The following is an 18,659-nucleotide window of genomic DNA, read 5'->3' as shown; positions in this document are numbered from 1 at the left end:
TTATATAACATGTTATAGATTAAGGGACAGATTGATCATGGAAGACGTTGTCCGGTCTCTTGGCTATCTCTGCTTGGGCAGCAGGCTGAAGCGCATCGGCGAACAATTGCAGGCCGACGCGCAGCATCTGCTCGACGGCCTGGAGGTCCCGCTTCAATCGAGCCAGTACCCGCTGCTTGCCGCGCTCGACAGGCTGGGGCCCTTGGCCGTCGGCGAACTGGCGCAATCGCTCGGGCTGACCCAGCCGGGCGTGACGCGAAGCGTGTCGCTGCTGGCCGAGTTGGGGCTGGTCGAAGCCGTCCAGTCGGATGGCGACCAGCGCCGCAAGATGGTCTCGTTGACAGGCAAGGGCCAGCGCCTGGTCGACGTGGCGAAGCGGGACGTCTGGCCGCGCATCGAGAGCGCCGTCGCGGATCTGTGCCGGGACCTCTCGGGGCCGCTTCTCGATCAACTCGCCGCTATCGAGGACGGCCTCGCCGCCGCTCCACTCGATCGCCGTGTGAAAAAGGCTATCGCGCAATGAAACATGTTCTCGACCGGCCCATCTGGAGCGCGCTTGCGACGCGTCATCAAGCCCTCGCGCAAGGTGGTGAGCTCGCCAGGCGCTATTCGCCGTCATTCGCCCTTTTCGCCGCCACCGCCGCCGACGATGCCGAAAGCCTGCGGGCTTTCGCGGACCTTGTCGGCCCCGGTGACAGCGTCATCATGGCTCAGGCCGACCCCATTGCCCTTCCGGCCGGGCTCTCGGCAATCTCGCAAGCCGCGGCCGTGCAGATGGTTGCCGAGGCGCCGTTACAGCTGGTGTCGGATGAACGGGTGCAACGCCTGACACAGGACGATGTGGCGGATATGGTAGCCCTGGCGTCGCTCACCAAGCCCGGCCCATTCACGTCTGGAGCATTGAGCCTTGGCGACTTCTGGGGCGTGAAGGCCGGCGGCCGGCTGGTGGCGATGGCCGGCGAGCGGATGAAACAGCCTGGCTACAGCGAGCTCAGCGGCGTCTGCTCGCATCCGGATGTCCGCGGCGGCGGCCTCGGCCGGCTGCTGTCCGTGTTCGTGGCCAATCAGATTTTCGCACGCGGCGAGGTACCCTACTTGCACGCCTACGCCACCAACGCCGGCGCGATAAAGCTGTACGAATCCATCGGCTTCAAATTGCGAAGCGCGATCAATGTGGCCGTGGTTCAGCGCACCGGATAGCGGCTGGAAGCGGCTCTTCGATCTCAGGCTGATTTCGGCTCCAGCCGGCGGAAACCGACGGCGTCTGTCAGCATCTCCTCGTCGACCATGCCGGCATTGTGGAGGGCGAGCAGGGTCAGGGCGATTTCGCGCGCTTCCGGTGAATCGGGGTGTGCTTCGCGCTTGAGGCAGGCTTCGTCAAAGACGCGCTGCAGCCTGGCGATGTCGCCGGGCTTGAGCAGGCCACGATCATAGACGGACTTCGACATGGCGGTCTCCTGAAGGAGGAGTTAGGGCGCCACCTGTAAATTGCCAATCTTTCCCGGAGCTTGAATGGGCTTCATGCCGCGAAGGAGGGGCGTTCGGGAACCGAAACCCCTCCCAAGGCTGCAAACTGGCGCCGAGATCAGACCGCGATCTTGCCGCCGCCCTGCCTGGTGATGGCGACAACCGACGGCCGCACCGGCATGTCCGGCTTGAAATCCGGCCAGCGTGTCGACAGGTCCTCATAGTAGGACGGGCGGCCAAAACCGTCCCAATCCTCGCCGCCATCGCCCGGATGCTGGACGGCGACGAAGGCGGTCTGGTCGTCGGGCGCAAACAGCGGGCCGCACATTTCCGCACCGATCGGCACGCGGAAGAACAGCTTTGACGTCGCCCGTGCCGCCCCTTCCGTGTCGACCGCCCACAGGCCGTCGGTTCGCCCCGTGGCCTTCGGTCCCTGGCCGTCGGTGGCGACCCACAGGCGACCGGCCGAATCGACCGCGCAATTGTCGGGCATGCCGAACCAGCCATTGCTCGTCGTCGCCGTCGAGAAGGTAGCGCCGACATCGGCAACCGAGGGATCGCCGCATTTCAAGAGCACTTCCCATTTGCCCTTGGTGGAAGTGAAATCGCCATCGGTCTCGGTGATCTCGATAATGTGGCCGAAGGCATTTTCGGCGCGCGGGTTGGCGGCATCGACCTGGTCGGCCTTGCGCTTCGAATTGTTGGTCAGCATGACATAGACCTTGCCGTTGACACCATTGGGCTGGATGTCTTCGGGCCGGTCCATCTTGGTGGCGCCGAGCAGATCGGCGGCGCGCCGCGTCTCGATCAGCACGTCAGCCTGGCCGGCAAAGCCGTTTTCCGCCGTCAGCGGCCCCTGGCCGAAGACGATCGGCAGCCAGTCGACCGTGCCGTCCTCGGCGAATTTGGCGACATGCAGCGTGCCTTCGTCGAGCAGGTCCTTGTTGGCCGCACGATCGTTGGCATTGAACGTGCCCTTGGTGACGAACTTGTAGACATAGTCGAAGCGCTCGTCGTCGCCGAGATAGAAGACGACGCGGCCGTCCTTGGCGACGATCGATTCGGCGCCCTCATGCTTGAAGCGGCCCATGGCAGTGCGCTTCATCGGCGTCGAGGTCGGATCGTTGACGTCGACCTCGACGATCCAGCCGAAGCGATTGGGCTCGTTGGGCTCCCTGGCGAGGTTGAAGCGGTCGTAATGCGCGCCCCATTCATAGGCGCCTTCCGGAATGCCGAGCCGCTTGTAGTTGGCGGCTTCCTTGTGGCCTTCCGGCAGTTCGCCGGAGAAATAGCCGTGGATGTTCTCCTCGGCCATCACATAGGTGCCCCACGGCGTGACGCCGCCGGCGCAGTTGTTGAAAGTGCCGAACACTTTCGTGCCGGACGGATCGGCATTGGTCTTGACGCGGTCATGGCCGGCGACCGGGCCCGACAGCGCCATTTCGGTGGTGGCGGTGATGCGGCGGTTGAGCTTGCCGTCGCGCACCACTTGCCACTTGTCGCCCGCCTTGCGGATTTCGACGATGGTGCCGCCATGCGCCGCCATTTCGACATCGACCTGCTCCTTCGAGAGCGGCGCGACCTCGGCCTTCTTCTTCCCGTCCTTCTCGACGATCGAAACAATGCCCGGGAACATCAGATGCGGGTTGGTGTATTCGTGATTGACCACCAGCAGGCCGTGCTCGGCCGAGCCGTCGATCGCGATGTAGCCGACATAGTCGTTGTTGTAGCCGAACTGCCTGGCCTGCGCCTGCGCCGACTGCTTGGTCGGATCGAACTCCGGTGAATCGGCAAACAGCGGATCGCCCCAGCGCAACAGCACGTCGGCGTCATAGCCCGGCGCGACATGATGTTTGTCGTCGATGCCGGCCTGGAGCTCATCGAATTTGAACGCTGAGCCTTCCGCGGCGCGGGCATCGTCTGCGGCGATCATGGCCAGCGGACTGACTGTGGCGGCGATCGCCGAGACGGCGAGCGATCCCTTCAGGAAACCCCGGCGCGAGAACCGCGCGGCGATGATTTCGCCCATGGTGCGGTTGTCGGTGGGGTTGATGGCCGGTCCTTCGTTTTCCTCGAGCAGGCTGGTGCGGAATCGAGCGTCGGGGGAACGATGTTCGGTCATAAGGGGCCTCTGGCTTTGGAGTGGCTGGAGCTTGTTGCCTGTTCGACCCCTTAAGCCAGGCCGATCACATTTTCGTGACATCATACAAGCTCCAATACCGGGGGCGAGGCGACTTGCTCACGCGCACCTCAGACTTTGGTCCAATCTTGCGCTGGCAAAGGTCCTGGAGGACAACCGCAACGGTCGGAGGTCGCTTCCGGTCACCACATGTTTCGGCGATGTTGCTGGTTGCAACGTTGGGGTGGGCGCGCCGGCTCAATCGACGGAGAATCAGGGATGCACGGATCGATCACGGCCCGTTGTCGCCGGCTGACGCTCGTTTCGGCGGCTGCTCTGGCGCTGACCATCGTCCCCTATCGAATTTCCCTGCACGGCTCCGCCCCCGGAATCGACGCCGTCACCGCACAGGCCGGCAAGGGCGGCGGCGGGAATGGCGGCGGCAACGGTGGCGGTAATAGCGGTGGCAATGGCGGCGGCAACAGCGGCGGCAATTCCGGCAATGGCAACAGCGGGAACGGCAATGGCAATAGCGGGGACGGTAACGGCAATAGCGGGAACAGTAATGGCAATAGCGGCGGCAATTCCGCCGCTTCCGGCAACGGCCAGAGCGCCAGTCATGTCAACGCTACGACCGGCGACAAGGTCGACATTGACGGCAACAAGATCACGGTCGAGCACCCAGACGGCTTGACGGAAAAGGTCGAGAACGGCCGTTTCAGGATGCAGGATGCGCTGGGTCGTACGATCATAGACCGCCAGGCCACGCCGGCCGATGTCAGCCGTCTGAAGGCTATGTGAGGCTGGTCAACAGGCAACGACCAGCTTCGCATGTCACCTCCGCCGCCCCCGGCGGAGGTGACCTCTCTTTGTCTGGCCCTCGTGCGGGTTCAAGTTGGCCTACGAGCGGTTCCGGTCCTGGTCGCGAAACTCGCGCATCATGAGAGCCGCTTCAGTGCGGTTTCGCACATTGAGCTTCGACAGCACCCCGGTCATGTGATGCTTGACCGTCTTCTCCTGCAGCTCCAGGCGCAGGGCGACCTCCTTGTTGCTGAGCCCTTCCGCCACCAGCCGCAGGATTTCCGTCTGCCGTTCGGTCAGTTGCCGCAGCCGGTCCGCCAGGCCATTGGCAGGCTGCGGGGACTGGAGATCCGAAAGCAGCCGCGCCGACAGGGCCGGCGTAAGATAGCTCTCGCCGGCCGCCACGTTGCGCAGGATGTCGGCGAGCGCGCGCGATCCGACACCCTTCAGGATATAGCCCTGCACCCCGGCGTTCAGAGCTTTGGTTACGTCGGCATTGGCCTCCGAAACGGTCAGCATGACGATCTTCTGGGTGGGATGGTCGCCAAGGATGGTTGCAACCGCCGCCAGGCCGCCGCCCGGCAGGGAGATGTCGAGCAGCAATAGGTCGGGCCGCACCGTCGAGGCGATGCGTTCGGCATCCTGCGCCGTCGCACCTTCGCCGACGATCTCGAAGCCTCCGAGCTCCGACAGGCTGCGTGTCACGCCTTCGCGAAAGAGCGGATGGTCGTCGACAATAGCGATGCGAATGGCGTTAATCATGCTTGCTCCTCGACCGACAGGCTGATCACCAGCCGCGTGCCTTGCGGTCCAGTCCGGGTTTCGAACTGGCCGCCAATGCTTTCAACCCTATCCCTGAGACCAGCCAGCCCCAATCCTTCGACCCGTGCCGCTGGATCAAAGCCTGGCCCGCCGTCCGATACTTCGACGAAGAGCCTGCCACCTTTCATTTCGGCACGCACCGCCTGGTCCTTGCCCCGCCCGTGGCGATAGGCGTTGTTCAGCCCTTCCTGCACGAAACGATAGATGCTGATCTTCTCGGAGGCTCCGGGTTCGGGCAAATGCCTGGGCAGCGTGAGCATCACCGACGTTCCCGTCCGGCGCTGGTGTTCGTCGACCGCCAGCCGCAATATGTCCATTGCGGCAGCCGTCTCTATCTGCGGCAACACGAGACCGGTGCAGATGCCGCGTATTTCGCGCATCGCATCCTCCAGCGTCTTGCGGATCATCGTAACCTCGGTCGAGCGGCTTTCGCCCCAATTGCCGTCGCCGGAAAATACCGGGCTGTCCATGCGCAGCGCCGCCAGGGCGACGAGTTGCGCCGGTCCGTCATGAAGGTCGGCGCCGATCCGGCGCAAATATCGTTCGTTGAATGCGGTGGCGCGGCGGGACGCCCGCTGCACACGCTGCCGCAAGGCGCTGTTTTGCGTCACCAGGCCCTGCAGCTCCGACACCTGCCGGCGCAGCGCCCCGCGCTGATCGTCGATGGTGCGGCTGGCACGCAGCACGATGCCCGACAAAAGCAGAAAAGCCATCAAGGTGGTGCCGGCCACGATCAGCCAGCTCGATAAGAGAGCGGAAGCCAGCGTGGCTTTGAAATCGCTGGCGACCTCAAAGAATTCGGTGACGGCCACCACCTCGCCGGACCAGGGTTCGCGCACGGGATTGTAGATCTCAAGCAGCGGGACGCCGGCGGCCTGCTCCTTCTCTTCGTCTCCGTCGAACGTATCGAATTGGGCGGTGACGCTGCCCTGGAAGGCGGACCGCAGATTGTCGGTCAGGTCGAAGCGGCGGCCGATCAAGGCTGAGTCTTTCGCGTAGAGCACGGTACCGTCGCGGCGCCACAGCCTGAACGAGACCAGGCGTTTGCCGAGCGCGCCCTGGCCGAGCGTCTCGTCGAGCGCTTGCTTGACGGACTCGCTGAGTTCCTCGCTCTTGCGCAGGTCGGGCAGCAGCGGCGCAATCACGCTGTCGACATAAAGTGCCGTGGTGGCGGCCGAATTGCGGGTGACGCCGTCCCGGATCTGCGACGTCACCCAGGCGCCCACAACCAGCATGACGGCCAGAAGGCCAAAGCCGCCGGCAACGAGGAATTGCAGGGCAAGGGAAAGCTCGCTCCAGCGTCGCGCCAAGTTCTGCAGAATACGAATCATGTGCCCCTGACCGCCCTTCCATCGACAGCCGGGCGACATAAGCACATTGAGCCTCAGTCTTGCCGTTGCCAAGACCTTCGTTAGAACGAGGTTACTTGACGTCTCGGCGTGCTTCGGAAACAAGGTCCGCGGCAGATGCCGCCAGAGCCGCTTCGAGGGGACGGGACGTTGAGTTTTTCGGGACTGCTGCAGCTCGGCTTTTCGACGGTGATCTTCCTTCTGGCGGCGACCGCCGCCAAGCAATGGGGGCTGGCGCCGAGCCTCGGCAAGATCCTTTTGACGCTCGCGCTCTATTCGCTGGGCAATCTGATCATGCTGCGGCTGATCCGCGAATTCGGCATGTCGGTGTCGTTCAGCCTCTCGGCGGTCATCCAACTGGTGTCGGTCAACGTCGTGGCGCTGGTGTTCTTCGGCGAGCGCGTCAACGCGCTGCAGGCCAGCGGCATCGTGCTGGCGATCGCCGCGGTGGCGCTGATCACGCTTGGGCCCTATCTGCAAGGGCGTTGATAGAATGAAGGCTGCGACACCGATCCGATGAAAGACACCGCAAGCACCCTGCTCAACCGCATCGAATTCCCGGTCCTGCTGGCCGGCCTGGTCATTGCCGGTGGGCTGTGGGGTTTTGAGGAGTTGATGGAGGTGGCCCGGGCCACCTCGCCGCACGCCTTCGACAGCGAAATCCTGCTCGCTTTCCGCCAGGCGGGCCAACCCGGCGTTCCGATCGGCCCGCTATGGCTGGAAGGGGCGATGCGCGACATCACCAGTCTCGGCAGCTCAGCCGTGCTGGTGCTGATCACGACGGCAACGATCCTCTATCTGCTGTTGATCCGCAGGCCGGGGACCGCGCTCCTCATCTTCGTTGCCGTCGCCGGCGGCCGGTGCTGTCGAGCCTGCTGAAGCTCGGCATCGACCGGCCACGCCCGGAACTCGTTTCGCATCTGGTCAACGAGACGTCGCTCTCGTTCCCGAGCGGCCACGCCATGCTGTCGGCGGTGACCTACCTCACCCTCGGTTCGCTCGCGGCGCGCTTCCTGCATGGGCGGGCGACGAAGATATACGTCTTGTCGCTGGCCGTGCTGGCGACGGTGCTGGTCGGCGTCAGCCGCATCTATCTCGGCGTCCACTGGCCGTCGGATGTGCTCGCCGGCTGGTGCGCCGGCTTCGCCTGGGCGATGCTATGCTGGTTGGTGGCGCGGATGTTGCAGCGGCGCCATGTGGTGGGTGACGATGATGACGGCGCCTGACCGCGCGTTCAGGCTTGCCTCAGATCAATCTGTTGATCAGGTGCCCACCACAGCCTGCCAGTGCCAGAACCGTCGACAGCAAGCATGCCGATGTCATCAAAGCCTTGAAAATAGTCAACCGCGTTACCCCTGCCTCGGATGGACGAAACCCTAGCTCGTATTCCTCGGGAAGTATCGCAAAATGGACAATTAGGCGATGCGGCTTACGCCTCAGACATTCATATTGATGCTTGAAACATCATGGTAAGGGTATTATACGTTATTTCAGCAGACTCAGACATGGGTTCCGACCGATGATCACTGCCGCGCAGATGCGCGCCGCAAGGGCGCTGGCCGGCATCGATCAGAAGACGCTCGCCGAACGCGCAGGCGTTTCGCTTCCAACCATCCAGCGCATGGAAGCGAGCGACGGCGTGGTCCGGGGCGTGGTCGATACGCTGATGAAGGTCATCCAGGCGCTCGACGAGGCCGGGGTGGAGTTGATCGGCGAGAACCAGGCCAGCGAGCGCGGCGGCAGAGGCGTGCGCCTCAAGCCCGCGGTGCCGCCAGATCCCAAGGCTGAGCCGGCATAAGTCGCGACGGCGACCGCCGACAGTCCTGCCGACGATCCCGCCGCCTTTCAGCTTCGGAAGGCAGTCCATGGATCAGGCCCGTCAGGCAGTGCATCAACCGGCCCATAAGGCAGCACACAAATCGGCCCATGGGTCGGCCCAAAAGTCGGCCCAGGGGTCGGCCCAGGGGTCGGCAAAGCCGACATTTGCCGAACTGTTCACGCCCAAGCTGGTGACGGTCTGGCGCGAGGGCTACCACCTGCCGCAGTTCAAGGCCGACTTCATGGCCGGGCTGACCGTCGCCATCGTCGCGTTGCCGCTGTCGATGGCGATTGCGATAGCTTCGGGCGTGACGCCGGAGCGCGGGCTGTTCACCGCCATCGTCGGCGGCTTCATCATATCGGCGCTCGGCGGCAGCCGCTTCCAGATCGGCGGCCCGGCCGGCGCCTTCATCGTGCTGGTGGCGGCAACCGTCCAGCGCGAAGGCGTCGACGGACTGCTCCTGGCAACGATGATGTCCGGCCTCTTCCTGCTCGCCATCGGCTACCTCAGGCTCGGCACCTACATCAAATTCATTCCCTATCCGGTGACGGTCGGCTTCACCGCCGGCATTGCGATCATCATCTTCTCCGGCCAGATCGTCGAATTGTTCGGGCTGAAACTTGCGGGGCCGGAGCCCGGGCCGCTGCTGCCGAAACTGATGGCGATCGGGCAGGCAGCCGGCACGGTGAACATCTCGGCGACACTGGTGGCGGTGCTGACCATCGCCACCATTGTCGCGGTCAAGCGCTGGCGGCCGGGCTGGCCGGGCATGCTGATCGCCGTCGGGCTCGCCTCGCTGGTGGTGGCGCTGCTGGCACTGCCGGCGGAAACCATCGGCACGCGCTATGGCGGCATTCCGCGCAGCCTGCCGTTTCCGGCGCTGCCGGCGCTCAGCCTGGGCAAGGTGGTCGCGGTGCTGCCGGATGCCATTGCCTTTGCCTTGCTCGGTGCCATCGAATCGCTGCTGTCGGCCGTCGTCGCCGACGGCATGACCGGACGGCGGCATCGCTCCAATTGCGAACTGGTGGCGCAAGGCTTTGCCAACATCGCCTCGGCGCTGTTCGGCGGCATCTGCACCACCGGCACCATCGCCCGCACCGCCACCAATGTGCGGGCCGGCGCGCATGGGCCGGTCTCGGGCATGCTGCACTCGCTGTTCCTGCTGGTCTTCATGCTGGTGGCGGCACCGCTGGCCAGCTACATCCCGCTTGCCGCTCTTGCCGGCGTGCTGGCGGTGGTCTGCTGGAACATGTTCGAGAAACAGGCCTTTGCCACGCTGCTGCGTGCTTCGCGCGGCGACGCGCTGGTGCTGTTGGCGACCTTCCTGATCGTCGTCTTCCGCGATCTGACTGAAGGCATCGTCGTCGGTTTCGCGCTGGGCTCGATCCTGTTCATCGACCGCATGGCCAAGTCGATCGCGGTGGAGGCGGATGTGCCGCTGGTGCAGGACGATGTCGCCGACAGCAGTGGCCGCGCCTATGATGCCAGCGAGGCAAGCGACACCGACACCGTCGTCTACCGTATCTCGGGCGCCTTCTTCTTCGGCGCCGCCTCGACCGTCGGCAGCGTGCTCGACCGCATCGCCGACCAGCGCAAGAATTTCATCCTTGACTGTTCCGCCGTGCCGCTCTTCGATTCGACGGCCGCCAATGTCATCGAAAGCGCGGCTCACAAGGCCAGCCGCGCCGGCGTGCGCTTCATCATAGCGGGCGCCTCGCCGCAGATACGGCGCACCCTGATCAACCACGGCGTCAAACGCCCGCTGGTGACCTACGCCGCCTCGATCAAGGACGCGCGGGCGCAGCTGGCGGGGAAACTGGAGGCGGGGTAGCGTCCAGTTTCATTTCGATGCGTCTGGCCGTCTCTCATTGGTTGAGCGATCTCGGACCGCTGACGAACGGGCTGCCCCTGACATAAAATCGCAGCGGCCGGTCGGCATCCTTCGAAATGCCGATCCTGATGCCTTGCCCGATCTCGCCGGGCTCAAAGTCACCGCGCGCGAGCCATAGCGGGCCTTTCCGGCAGAGGTCGATCCCGTCGAGCGAACGATCGATCCGCAACGCCGTGGCCAGCCGTCCCGGCCCGCGCGCCAGGTCACGCAAACGCTCGACGCCGCGATTCCGCCGCATGATGGCGATGCCTTCGAGCGGCTCAAGCGCCCGGATCAGCACGCCTGTTCCGATGCCTTCCATCTCGCTCGAAACATTCAGCATCATGGAGATGCCATAGGCGAGATAGACATAGGCGTGGCCGCGCTCGAGGAACAGCGAACGGTTGCGCGGGGTCATCCCCCGATAGCCATGCCCGGCGGCATCGCCGACGACATAGGCCTCGGTCTCGACGATGCGGCCGCTGACGATGCCTTCGGGCAAGTCGCGCATCACCAGCATGCCGATGAGGTAACGGGCGAGAGCGGCCGTATCATCAGGCAGCTCCGAACGAGCGATCGGCGGATGGTCGTCCCCGTGGCTCACGGTATCCGCTCGGCCCATTGCGCGCGCGACGGTCCCGGCTCGAACGGGTCGCTGAAATACTGGGTTTCGCGGGCCACCCTGCCGTCGAGGAGCTCCATGATGCTGACCGTGTAGGACGGCAGCCCGTCATAGGTCAGGACATATTCGGTGACCCAGAGGTCTCCAGCGCCGGTGATCCGCCGCACGCTGAAGCGCTTGCGGTTCGGTTGCGCGGCGCGCGACGACTGGATGTTGCGCCGCCCGCGGATGCGCTCGCCCGATTGCGGATAATCGAGCACCGCATCCTCCCGGTAGATCTCATGCTCGGCCTCGAAGTCGCCGGCATCGGAGGCAGCCCAGTGGCGATCCAGAGCGGCGCGAATCTCTCGATCGTCCATGGCAAACCTCCTCGACCATCACCGTGGGATGGGCCGTCCTAGCACGGCCCATCCCAAGGCTGTTAGTCAGGGGTCGCGCGGGATCGGCCTGAAGCGACCGACTCAATCGAGCTTTAGCGCCGCGACCTCGCCCTCGTTCATCAGCGGCACGTAGAGCATCGACTTGCCGTCGGTGCCGATGTCGGCGCTGCCCGGCTTGAAATGCGCCACCGCTTCCGGCGCACCGCCGGCTTTGTAGCGGTAGAGCGTGCCGGTCATGTAGGCGGTCGCATAGATGGTATCGCCAATGGCGATGACGCCGTCGAGGTCGGCGAATTTCTGCGCCCCGGGCAGCGGCGAAACCACCTTGCTGGCGAGGTCGACGGCCAGCAGCCCGCCCGGCTCCGCCGTGCTGAAGTCGGGCTTGATGCCCTTGCCCCAGGAGGCGACGATCAGCCGGTTGCCATCGGCGAATACGCCGTTGGGCGAGGCCAGCAAAGCATCCCTAGCGAACAGCTCCGGCCTGTCGCCGTCGATGCGGTAGATCGTGTCGGCCAGCATGTCGGTCACGTAGACCTTGCCTGACGCGTCGGCGGTCATGTCGTTGAGGAAGACAGCATTCGGCACCACGATGCTGGCGACGAGCTTGCCGCTGGCGAGATCGACGACGCGGACCTTGGTGATGTCGGCGACATAGAGCTTGCCGCCTGATATCGCCATGCCCTTTGGCGCGTCCATGCCGTCGGTCCAGTGCTGGGTGATCGTCTTGCCGTCCAGGGACAGCACCGAGAGATAGCCGTTGCCGTCGGCATCGCCCGGGTTGCCGACGATGTTGGACACGATGATTCGATTGTTGGCAGCGTCGAACAGCGCCGATTCCGGTTGTTCGAGGCCCGTGGCGCGCCAGAGTTCGCCGGCCTGGGCGGCCGGTGCGGCCGCAATACCGATGCTGGCGGCAAAGGCTGAGATGATGAGGCGTTTCATGGCTGTTCTCCTGTGATGACGGGCGGAGAGCTAGGATTTCCGATACTTTTCGGGAAGCCCGATTAGCGCTAGTATCGAATATCGATACGAAACTGCGGGTAGGAGGTGCACGCCATGAACGGTCTGATCTTCGAGGCGCTGAAGCGGACGCTGAAGGCGAAGGGTGTCACCTATCGCGAGCTTGCCGAACGCATGGGCGTTTCCGAGCCGACGGTGAAGCGCATCTTCCACGAGCGCAACTGCAAGCTCGACCGGTTGATCGAGATCTGTGCCGCTGCCGGCGTCGAACTGGAAAACGTGCTCGGCTCGATGAACCGCGGGCCGGGGCCGGTCAACCACATTGCGCCGGAGATCGAGCGCCGGCTCGCCGGCCGGCCGGCGCTGCTGTTCATCTTCGTCATGCTGTCGGAGAAGTTCACGCCGGAAGGCATCATGCGCTCGCAAGGTTTGAGCGAGGCCTCGATGTTCCTCTATCTGCGCGACCTCGAGGAACTCGGCCTGATCGCGCTCGGCCGGGGTCTGACGGCAAGATTGCTGGTCGAGACGCCGATCCAGTGGAATTTCGAAGGGCCGCTCAGGCCACTGTTCGAGATGACCAACAAGAATTTCATCGGCTGGGCCATCACCCATATCGAGAAGGAGGCGACCTTCGTCAGCTTCTCCAGGCGGATGCGGCCGGAGACGGCGGAGATGGTGCGGCGCGAGGCGGAAGATCTGGCCGAGCGCGTGAAACTTCTCGCCCATCACGACCAGCATACCACGCCCGAGGACGGACTCACCGGTTACAAATTTACGTTTGCCTTCGGGGCGACGCCGTTTCCCGCGATCATGCCGATCGGCCCGCACCCGCGTGATGCCGGTGCGCGGGTGGGCGGGCCGCGTATGCCGGCATAGCGATTGGCCGGCCGAAGGCTCGACGGCCTCGGTGTCTCGGGGCACCGCCCTTGGGTTGGAGTCGCGCTCCAGCGTCGGCGATGGCGAAAGCGGTGGCGGATGGGTACAAGATCTTCTGGCGTAAGGGCGGATTGCGCTGAATCATAGAGACACGATTCGCAATACCTTCGGCCACTCTCATTCCTGAAAGAACCTTGCTCTTGCCCTTCCTTGTCGCTGCCTCCGCATTCATTGGCGCCTGGATAAGCCTGGTCCTGCATGAGTCTTCTCATGCTCTCGCCGGACATCTGGCAAAATTGCAAATAAGAGAAATTCATCTCGGCTTGGGACCAACAACACTCCACACCCGCTTGCTGAGAATGGAGGTCCACGTACGGACTATCCCGCTAGGAGGCTGGACAAGAACGTTTCCTCAATTATCCTTTTCGAAGCCCGCTAACCTGTTTTTTGTGGCCGCAGGGCCGATTATGGACATTGTTTGGTTGGGTGTTCTGAGCGGCGCAATGACTATCTATCGCGGCACAGAACTTGTAGGCACTATCTTGGCGCCGGCCGTTGTAGTTCAGATGATGATAGTCATCGGCAACGGTTTTCCGCGTCGTTCCAAGGTCGACGGCCAGCGACTGCCCAACGATATGCTGGCCTTGTGGAAAATTGCCCGAGGTCGCGATCCGTTCGAGGTGCTCCGGCAGCACTATCTGAACCGCTTGCGGCCGTATATGAGTCCGGACGATCCGACGTGGCACCCCACGGGTCAGTCGGATCGCGTCGCTTTCTATGTGTTCAAACCTGACCTGACGGACGAGGACATTACAGCGCTCGAAGATGAGCTGACCCACACGGCGTCCGCAAGCGAGCGACTTCTCCTCATTGACACCGCCGCCACGAAAATCCTCGCTCAACCCACCCAGCCGAACTCTCGTCTCGATGCTTTACTCGACCGCTTGACGGAAAGTGCCGTGGCCATGTCTCCGGAGCTCCCTACGCTGAAAGGCACACGTGGCGCGGCGCTCGCCCGATTGGGGCGCCACGAGGAGGCGCTGAATGTCCTTGCGCAGGCCGATGACTCCAACGACTTCAATCGCTGCTTGAATGCGGCCTTCCGGACATTGGCGCATTCCCACGCCGGTCGAAAAGAAATGGCCGCCGCCGAGCTTGAGACATCCATCGCCATCTTGCGATCTCACGACTGGGCGGGCGGGATCGCCCATAAAGTAGTAAGCGCTGTCTGCGTAGAAGCCGGATACCCCACTCCCTAAGAGTGCGAAACGCCGAAACCGTCTGCAGAAGACGGTCCACCTCCAAGCCAAGGCACGAGCAACGAGGCAAGGCCATGATCAGGCCGCGTTCGCATCTTCCTGCCGCGCGGCAATGTCATCGCGCGCCTTGCGGGCCAGTTTTTTCGTCGAGCGCTTGGGGCTGTCGCCGAACAGCTCGGCGGCCTCGGCAAGCCAGGATTTTCTCAGGCTCCTTTCCGAGCGCTTCAAGAGCTTGCCGAGAAGCCTTGTGTCCTCGCGCGGTCCCAGCGGCGCACTGCTCCGGCGGCGCCGGCTGCCGCCATTCGCCACCAGCTTGCCGCCCGGACCAGCCATGCGACCAGCGATGCCGACCGCGCCTGTAGGGCGCGTTGGGATAGAACAGATCCGGCACCTCATGATAGAATTCGCACACTGATTTGCCAGACTGTAGAGGGCGGGTTTGCCGAATGCGTGACACGTCCCCGTCAAATCGAAGTGATCCTATGCCGACCGCACCAACGCTTGAACTTCGCCGCTATTCGCGCCTGAAAAATTTGCGGGCGCGCGCAGAACGCCAGGGCGCTGCATTGCAGTTCTGGGCGCGTACGGCATCGCTCGCTGTGATCTCCTGCTTCTTTTCATTGATCAGCCGCTGGGATGCCTCACTGCTCTTCGTGCTGGCGGGCCTCGTGCTGTTCCAGCTCGTCGGCCTGATCCAGTTTCTCTTTGCGCGCCGTCGCACGGCGCCATGGTGGATCGGCTACCTCGTCGGTACGCTGGACATCATTCTGTTGACCATTCTGCTGGTAACGCCCAACCCGTTTTCCCAGGAGGTCGCGCCGGCCGCGATGCAACTGCGCGAGGGCAGCTTCAAATTCCTGCTGATTTTCGTATGCCTTGGCGCGCTGACCCTTTCGACACGATTGGCGCTCTATCTCGGCGCGCTCGCGGCCTTGACGTGGACAATCGGGGTGGGATGGGTGATTTCTCACCCAGGAACCGTCATTCCGGCGACGAACCTCTATTCGCTGCCGGTGACAGAGCGACTGAACCTCTATCTCAACCCCAATTTCGTCGATACATTCGCGCAGGCGACCAACGTGTTGGTTGTCCTGATTATCGGCGCGATCATGGCGCTGGTCGTCTTTCGTTCCCGACGTCTGTCGGAAGACTATGTCAAGGCAGAGCGCGCCCGCGCGAATCTCGCCCGGCATTTTTCACCCAACGTCGTCGACCAGCTCGCCACGGATGACGAGCCCTTCGGCCCGGTCCGCCGGCAGGATATCGCGGTGCTGTTCGCCGACATCGTCGGCTTCACACACTATTCCGAGGATCATCCGGCCGAAGCGGTGTTCGAACTTCTGCGTCAGTTCCACCGTCGCATGGAGCAGGTCGTTTTCGACCACCATGGCACTGTCGATAACTATATCGGCGATTGCATCATGGCGACATTCGGGGTTCCGCTAGCCAGCCAGGACGACGCGACTCGCGCTATCCAGTGCGCTGAAGCGATGATCGCCGCTCTCGAAGACTGGAATGTGCAGCGTGTGTCCAGGGGATATCCGCCGCTGGACGTTCGCATCGGCGCACAATATGGCGCAGTCGTCATCGGCGCGGTCGGCAGCGAGCGCAATCTGTCCTTCGCGGTGGTGGGCGACACCGTCAACGTCGCCAGCCGTTTGCAGGCGCTCTGCCGTGAGCTTCAGGCGAATATTTGCTTTGGATCACGACTGATTGAGGCCGCGAAGGCGGAATCGCCCACCACGCGGTTGAATGCGCGCGATCATGGACCGGTGAGCATCCGCGGCCGGGACGAACCAGTCCACGTCTGGGTCGAACGCAGAGCCGAAAACCAGGGCGCTGTTGCGGTTTCGGCATGATGTAGGCCGCCATGTGAGACGCCTGCACCTCGGCCGGATAGGCCGCGCTATAGGGCATGTCCTGACCCAGGCCGAAGCCATCATGTGTCTGAGGCGATTGCTCCAGCCTTTGCGGCTTCGGCGTCTGTGCTTGCCTTGTCGTCCCAGGTCACCGCCCTGTAGTCGAAACCATATTCCAGCGTCGGCTTGACGATGCGGAAATAGGGCGACAGGTCGAAATCGCGCGGCGTGTACAGCGAGTGGTGGCGAATGTGCAGGATTTCCTTGCGCGAATAGTTCGACTGCGCCGAGGCGCGGCCGGGCGCGCGGGTGATCTCGGGCAGGATCGGATAGCGGATCTGTCCATAGGCCTCGGCAATCAGCGTCGAGCAGATGGCGCGCGTCGGGTCGCCGGAGCCGAAGGCCAGCATGCGGCGGCGCCAGCGCACCGGCACCGGTGGCGTCGGCAGGAAATAGCGTAACATGTCGAAGATGTTCTTGAGGTCGTATTTCAGGCCGAGCTTGCCGACCATGAAGCCGACGACCTTGTCGCGGTCCTCAGGTGTCAGGCCATTCGCCCGGCAGATACGGGTGTTGTAGGTGCGGTAGCGCGACAATGGCACCGCCACGCAGCCTTCGCCGATCGTGACCTCGATCAGCCGCGGCCGCTCCGAGCCGTCTTCCGGCTCGGGCAAGGTGTCGCCGACATAAAAGGCCGCGTGCGACCAGGTCGACTGGGTAAGATACTTGATCGCCGCCGAAATCTTCTGGTTGCCCTCGATCAGCAAGATGTCGCCGGGTTCCAGCGTCCGGCGCAGCGTTTCAGGGTCCGACGGGGTGTAGGGTTCATAGCCGGAGGACTCTTCCTGCAGCCGGCCGGCGAGCCAGCGGCCAAGTCGGTCCAGGAGCGTGTCGCTGGGCTCGGTCATGATGCAGCGTGACTAGCACAGGCCGGCGGGGAAGCGCTAGCGCGCCGGCAGTCGCTTCCCTTCTCGCCCTCGTGCGAGAAGATGAGGCATCAGTTGGCCGCGGCAGCCGAATCCTCCGCCGACGCAGCGCCGGCAAGATCATCGCGCGCCTTGCGGGCCAGCTTCTTCGTCGAGTGCTTGGGGCTGTCTCCGAACAGCTCGGCCGCCTCGGCAAGGCAGGATTTCCGCAGGCTTTTTTCCGAGCGCTTCAAGAGCTTGCCGAGAAGCTTTGTGTCCTCGTGCGGCCCCAGCGGCTCGTCGTCCGCCTCGAGCAGCGCGCGCATGACGAACAAATCATGCAGTTCGCCGAGCCGCTCGCCCAACTCGTCGACCGCCTTGCGCCGCGCCTTGATCGGCGTCGGCCAGAGCCTGCCCAGCAGCGACAGGTGCATGCCATGCGTCTTGGCCGCCTTGCGCAAATCGTGGAAATCATTGGCCTCGCCGCGCGCGCCGGCCCTGTCGAGCGCCTTCCTGGCACGGCGCAAGGTGACACGGGCGCCTTCGGCAAGCACGTCGGCCGCGTGTTCCGGCTGGTCGGGCAAGGCGAGGCTCTCGATCCGCTTCATGCCGTCTTCGCAGGCTGCGGCCGCCGCGCCGATCGCCGCTTCGAGGCCGGCGCCTTCATGCAGATCGTGCTGACGGGCGATCAGCCTGTCGCGCACGGCATCGAGCCCGCCATCGGCGCTCTCCTTGGGAAAAGCTGCCGCCAGCCGGTCGACGGTCTCGATCAGTGCCGTCGCCTCGCGCGGTCCGGCAAGCAGCGCCGCCACGTTGCGATAGCACTGGTTTTCTGTCGTACAGAATGTTTCGTCACCGGAATGAACTAGGCGCAGCAAGGCACGCGCGCTCTTCAGCCGCTTGCGGCATTTGTGCAGCCCCTGTTCCGGCCGGCTGCGCGCCGCATCCAGATGCAGCAGTGCCTTGCCGATTTCCGCGGCAAGGATGCGCCTGACCTCGCCGGTCAGCGGCAGGCGCGGGTCGATGCGAAAGCTCATGCGGCGATCTCCGGTATCCCCCCGAGGGCGAGCGACGCGTTGTAGAATTTCTGCTCGCCGGTCACTTCACGGCCGAGCCAGTCAGGCAGCATTTCGTCCGGCACATCTTCCGGAGTCTCGAGTTCGGCCACCACAAGTCCCGCGAGTGCACCGCCAAAGACGTCGACTTCATAGAGATAGCCGCGATGCCTAACATGGTGACGTGTCTTCTCGATGACACGTCCGATGGCGAAGTCCAGCATCTCCACCGCCTCGGCAAGCGGGATCGGATATTCGAATTCGTCACGCTCGCGCGCGGCACGGCCGAATTTGAGCGTCAGTTTGGCGGACGCGCCGTCGCTGATGCGGATGCGGACGGTTCGCCCAGGTGCCGTGGCGAGATAGAACTGGAGAATGCGGATATCCGCCTCGACCAGGCCCCGCCATGCGGTGCTGGAGACCAGGAACTTGCGCTCGACTTCCTTGCCCATGGCCGCGCACTAAAGCGTTTGCCGAAGCCGATGGCAAGACAGCC

Annotated in this window: 19 protein-coding genes and 2 pseudogenes; 10 read left to right on the top strand and 11 right to left on the bottom strand. The window is 63.8% G+C overall.

All coding sequences use genetic code 11. The annotated features are described in order from the left end of the window. Positions 1 to 37 precede the first annotated feature (37 nt). Together AC56QX_RS05810 and AC56QX_RS05805 are read left to right on the top strand one after the other, a co-directional pair. Positions 38 to 523 (top strand): MarR family winged helix-turn-helix transcriptional regulator, encoded by a 486-nt coding sequence (locus tag AC56QX_RS05810; protein ID WP_497114263.1) that lies wholly within the window; start codon positions 38 to 40, stop codon positions 521 to 523. Further along, a complete protein-coding gene (locus AC56QX_RS05805) occupies positions 520 to 1,200 on the top strand; it encodes a GNAT family N-acetyltransferase (protein ID WP_497114260.1) in 681 nt (226 codons plus the stop codon). The genes AC56QX_RS05810 and AC56QX_RS05805 overlap by 4 nt, the downstream gene beginning before the upstream one ends. Before the next feature lie 23 nt (positions 1,201 to 1,223). On the opposite strand, the gene AC56QX_RS05800 is transcribed toward AC56QX_RS05805, so the two are convergent. Then, positions 1,224 to 1,448, bottom strand: coding sequence for a hypothetical protein (locus AC56QX_RS05800; RefSeq protein WP_475455337.1), 225 nt, complete (start codon positions 1,446 to 1,448; stop codon positions 1,224 to 1,226). 137 nt (positions 1,449 to 1,585) lie between these two features. Further along, positions 1,586 to 3,589, bottom strand: a complete 2,004-nt coding sequence (locus AC56QX_RS05795) for a PhoX family protein (protein WP_497114258.1) — start codon at positions 3,587 to 3,589, stop codon at positions 1,586 to 1,588. Positions 3,590 to 3,865: 276 nt separating this feature from the next. On the opposite strand from AC56QX_RS05795, the gene AC56QX_RS05790 reads away from it, so the two are divergent. Then, the gene (locus tag AC56QX_RS05790) at positions 3,866 to 4,387 is read left to right on the top strand and encodes a hypothetical protein (protein ID WP_497114254.1); all 522 of its coding nucleotides are present in this window, start codon (positions 3,866 to 3,868) and stop codon (positions 4,385 to 4,387) included. Positions 4,388 to 4,486: 99 nt separating this feature from the next. Here the strand turns inward: AC56QX_RS05790 and AC56QX_RS05785 are convergent, their stop codons facing one another. Both AC56QX_RS05785 and AC56QX_RS05780 read right to left on the bottom strand, forming a co-directional pair. Next, the gene (locus AC56QX_RS05785) at positions 4,487 to 5,149 is read right to left on the bottom strand and encodes a response regulator (protein ID WP_497114251.1); all 663 of its coding nucleotides are present in this window, start codon (positions 5,147 to 5,149) and stop codon (positions 4,487 to 4,489) included. Next, complete coding sequence (locus AC56QX_RS05780) at positions 5,146 to 6,540, bottom strand: sensor histidine kinase (protein ID WP_497114249.1); 1,395 nt, start codon at positions 6,538 to 6,540, stop codon at positions 5,146 to 5,148. Before AC56QX_RS05780 ends, AC56QX_RS05785 begins: the two co-directional genes overlap by 4 nt. Positions 6,541 to 6,708: 168 nt before the next feature. Here AC56QX_RS05780 and AC56QX_RS05775 point away from each other — a divergent pair, with 168 nt between their 5' ends. The 4 genes and pseudogenes from AC56QX_RS05775 to AC56QX_RS05760 all read left to right on the top strand — a co-directional run bounded on the left by AC56QX_RS05775 (position 6,709) and on the right by AC56QX_RS05760 (position 10,208). Then, complete coding sequence (locus tag AC56QX_RS05775; protein ID WP_027054900.1) at positions 6,709 to 7,047, top strand: hypothetical protein; 339 nt, start codon at positions 6,709 to 6,711, stop codon at positions 7,045 to 7,047. 27 nt (positions 7,048 to 7,074) lie between these two features. Next, positions 7,075 to 7,784 (top strand): annotated as a pseudogene (locus tag AC56QX_RS05770) (phosphatase PAP2 family protein). 293 nt (positions 7,785 to 8,077) lie between these two features. Beyond that, entirely contained in the window at positions 8,078 to 8,356 is a 279-nt protein-coding gene (locus tag AC56QX_RS05765; RefSeq protein ID WP_013528670.1) for a helix-turn-helix domain-containing protein, read from the top strand. Between the two features lie 67 nt (positions 8,357 to 8,423). Further along, the gene (locus tag AC56QX_RS05760) at positions 8,424 to 10,208 is read left to right on the top strand and encodes a SulP family inorganic anion transporter (protein WP_497114246.1); all 1,785 of its coding nucleotides are present in this window, start codon (positions 8,424 to 8,426) and stop codon (positions 10,206 to 10,208) included. A gap of 34 nt (positions 10,209 to 10,242) precedes the next feature. On the opposite strand, the gene AC56QX_RS05755 is transcribed toward AC56QX_RS05760, so the two are convergent. The 3 genes from AC56QX_RS05755 to AC56QX_RS05745 form a co-directional block, all read right to left on the bottom strand. After that, positions 10,243 to 10,869: a DNA-3-methyladenine glycosylase gene (locus tag AC56QX_RS05755; protein WP_497114243.1), complete on the bottom strand. Its 627-nt coding sequence runs from the start codon at positions 10,867 to 10,869 to the stop codon at positions 10,243 to 10,245. Continuing rightward, positions 10,848 to 11,228: a nuclear transport factor 2 family protein gene (locus AC56QX_RS05750; protein WP_497114242.1), complete on the bottom strand. Its 381-nt coding sequence runs from the start codon at positions 11,226 to 11,228 to the stop codon at positions 10,848 to 10,850. Before AC56QX_RS05750 ends, AC56QX_RS05755 begins: the two co-directional genes overlap by 22 nt. 102 nt (positions 11,229 to 11,330) lie before the next feature. After that, on the bottom strand, positions 11,331 to 12,191 hold the full coding sequence (locus AC56QX_RS05745) for an SMP-30/gluconolactonase/LRE family protein (RefSeq protein WP_497114241.1): 861 nt from the start codon (positions 12,189 to 12,191) through the stop codon (positions 11,331 to 11,333). Positions 12,192 to 12,305: 114 nt separating this feature from the next. On the opposite strand from AC56QX_RS05745, the gene AC56QX_RS05740 reads away from it, so the two are divergent. Beyond that, a complete protein-coding gene (locus AC56QX_RS05740) occupies positions 12,306 to 13,085 on the top strand; it encodes a helix-turn-helix domain-containing protein (RefSeq protein WP_497114240.1) in 780 nt (259 codons plus the stop codon). Positions 13,086 to 13,279: 194 nt separating this feature from the next. Then, a complete protein-coding gene (locus tag AC56QX_RS05735; protein WP_497114239.1) occupies positions 13,280 to 14,344 on the top strand; it encodes a site-2 protease family protein in 1,065 nt (354 codons plus the stop codon). A 78-nt stretch (positions 14,345 to 14,422) separates the two neighbouring features. Here the strand turns inward: AC56QX_RS05735 and AC56QX_RS05730 are convergent. Then, positions 14,423 to 14,614, bottom strand: a pseudogene (locus tag AC56QX_RS05730) (CHAD domain-containing protein); the annotation flags it as partial. A gap of 212 nt (positions 14,615 to 14,826) precedes the next feature. Between AC56QX_RS05730 and AC56QX_RS05725 the strand changes: the two are divergent. After that, positions 14,827 to 16,203, top strand: a complete 1,377-nt coding sequence (locus AC56QX_RS05725) for an adenylate/guanylate cyclase domain-containing protein (protein WP_497114238.1) — start codon at positions 14,827 to 14,829, stop codon at positions 16,201 to 16,203. Between the two features lie 80 nt (positions 16,204 to 16,283). On the opposite strand, the gene AC56QX_RS05720 is transcribed toward AC56QX_RS05725, so the two are convergent. From AC56QX_RS05720 to AC56QX_RS05710, 3 genes are all read right to left on the bottom strand, one after another. After that, positions 16,284 to 17,111: a YiiX/YebB-like N1pC/P60 family cysteine hydrolase gene (locus AC56QX_RS05720; protein WP_497114236.1), complete on the bottom strand. Its 828-nt coding sequence runs from the start codon at positions 17,109 to 17,111 to the stop codon at positions 16,284 to 16,286. Between the two features lie 89 nt (positions 17,112 to 17,200). Further along, a complete protein-coding gene (locus AC56QX_RS05715; RefSeq protein ID WP_497114234.1) occupies positions 17,201 to 18,145 on the bottom strand; it encodes a CHAD domain-containing protein in 945 nt (314 codons plus the stop codon). After that, positions 18,142 to 18,615: a CYTH domain-containing protein gene (locus tag AC56QX_RS05710; protein ID WP_497114232.1), complete on the bottom strand. Its 474-nt coding sequence runs from the start codon at positions 18,613 to 18,615 to the stop codon at positions 18,142 to 18,144. The genes AC56QX_RS05715 and AC56QX_RS05710 overlap by 4 nt, the downstream gene beginning before the upstream one ends. Positions 18,616 to 18,659: the final 44 nt, after the last annotated feature.

Source organism: Mesorhizobium sp. RCAM 06353 (assembly GCF_059683585.1).
Note: the sequence above shows the minus strand (reverse complement) of the source record. Positions and strands in the feature narration are given on the sequence as shown.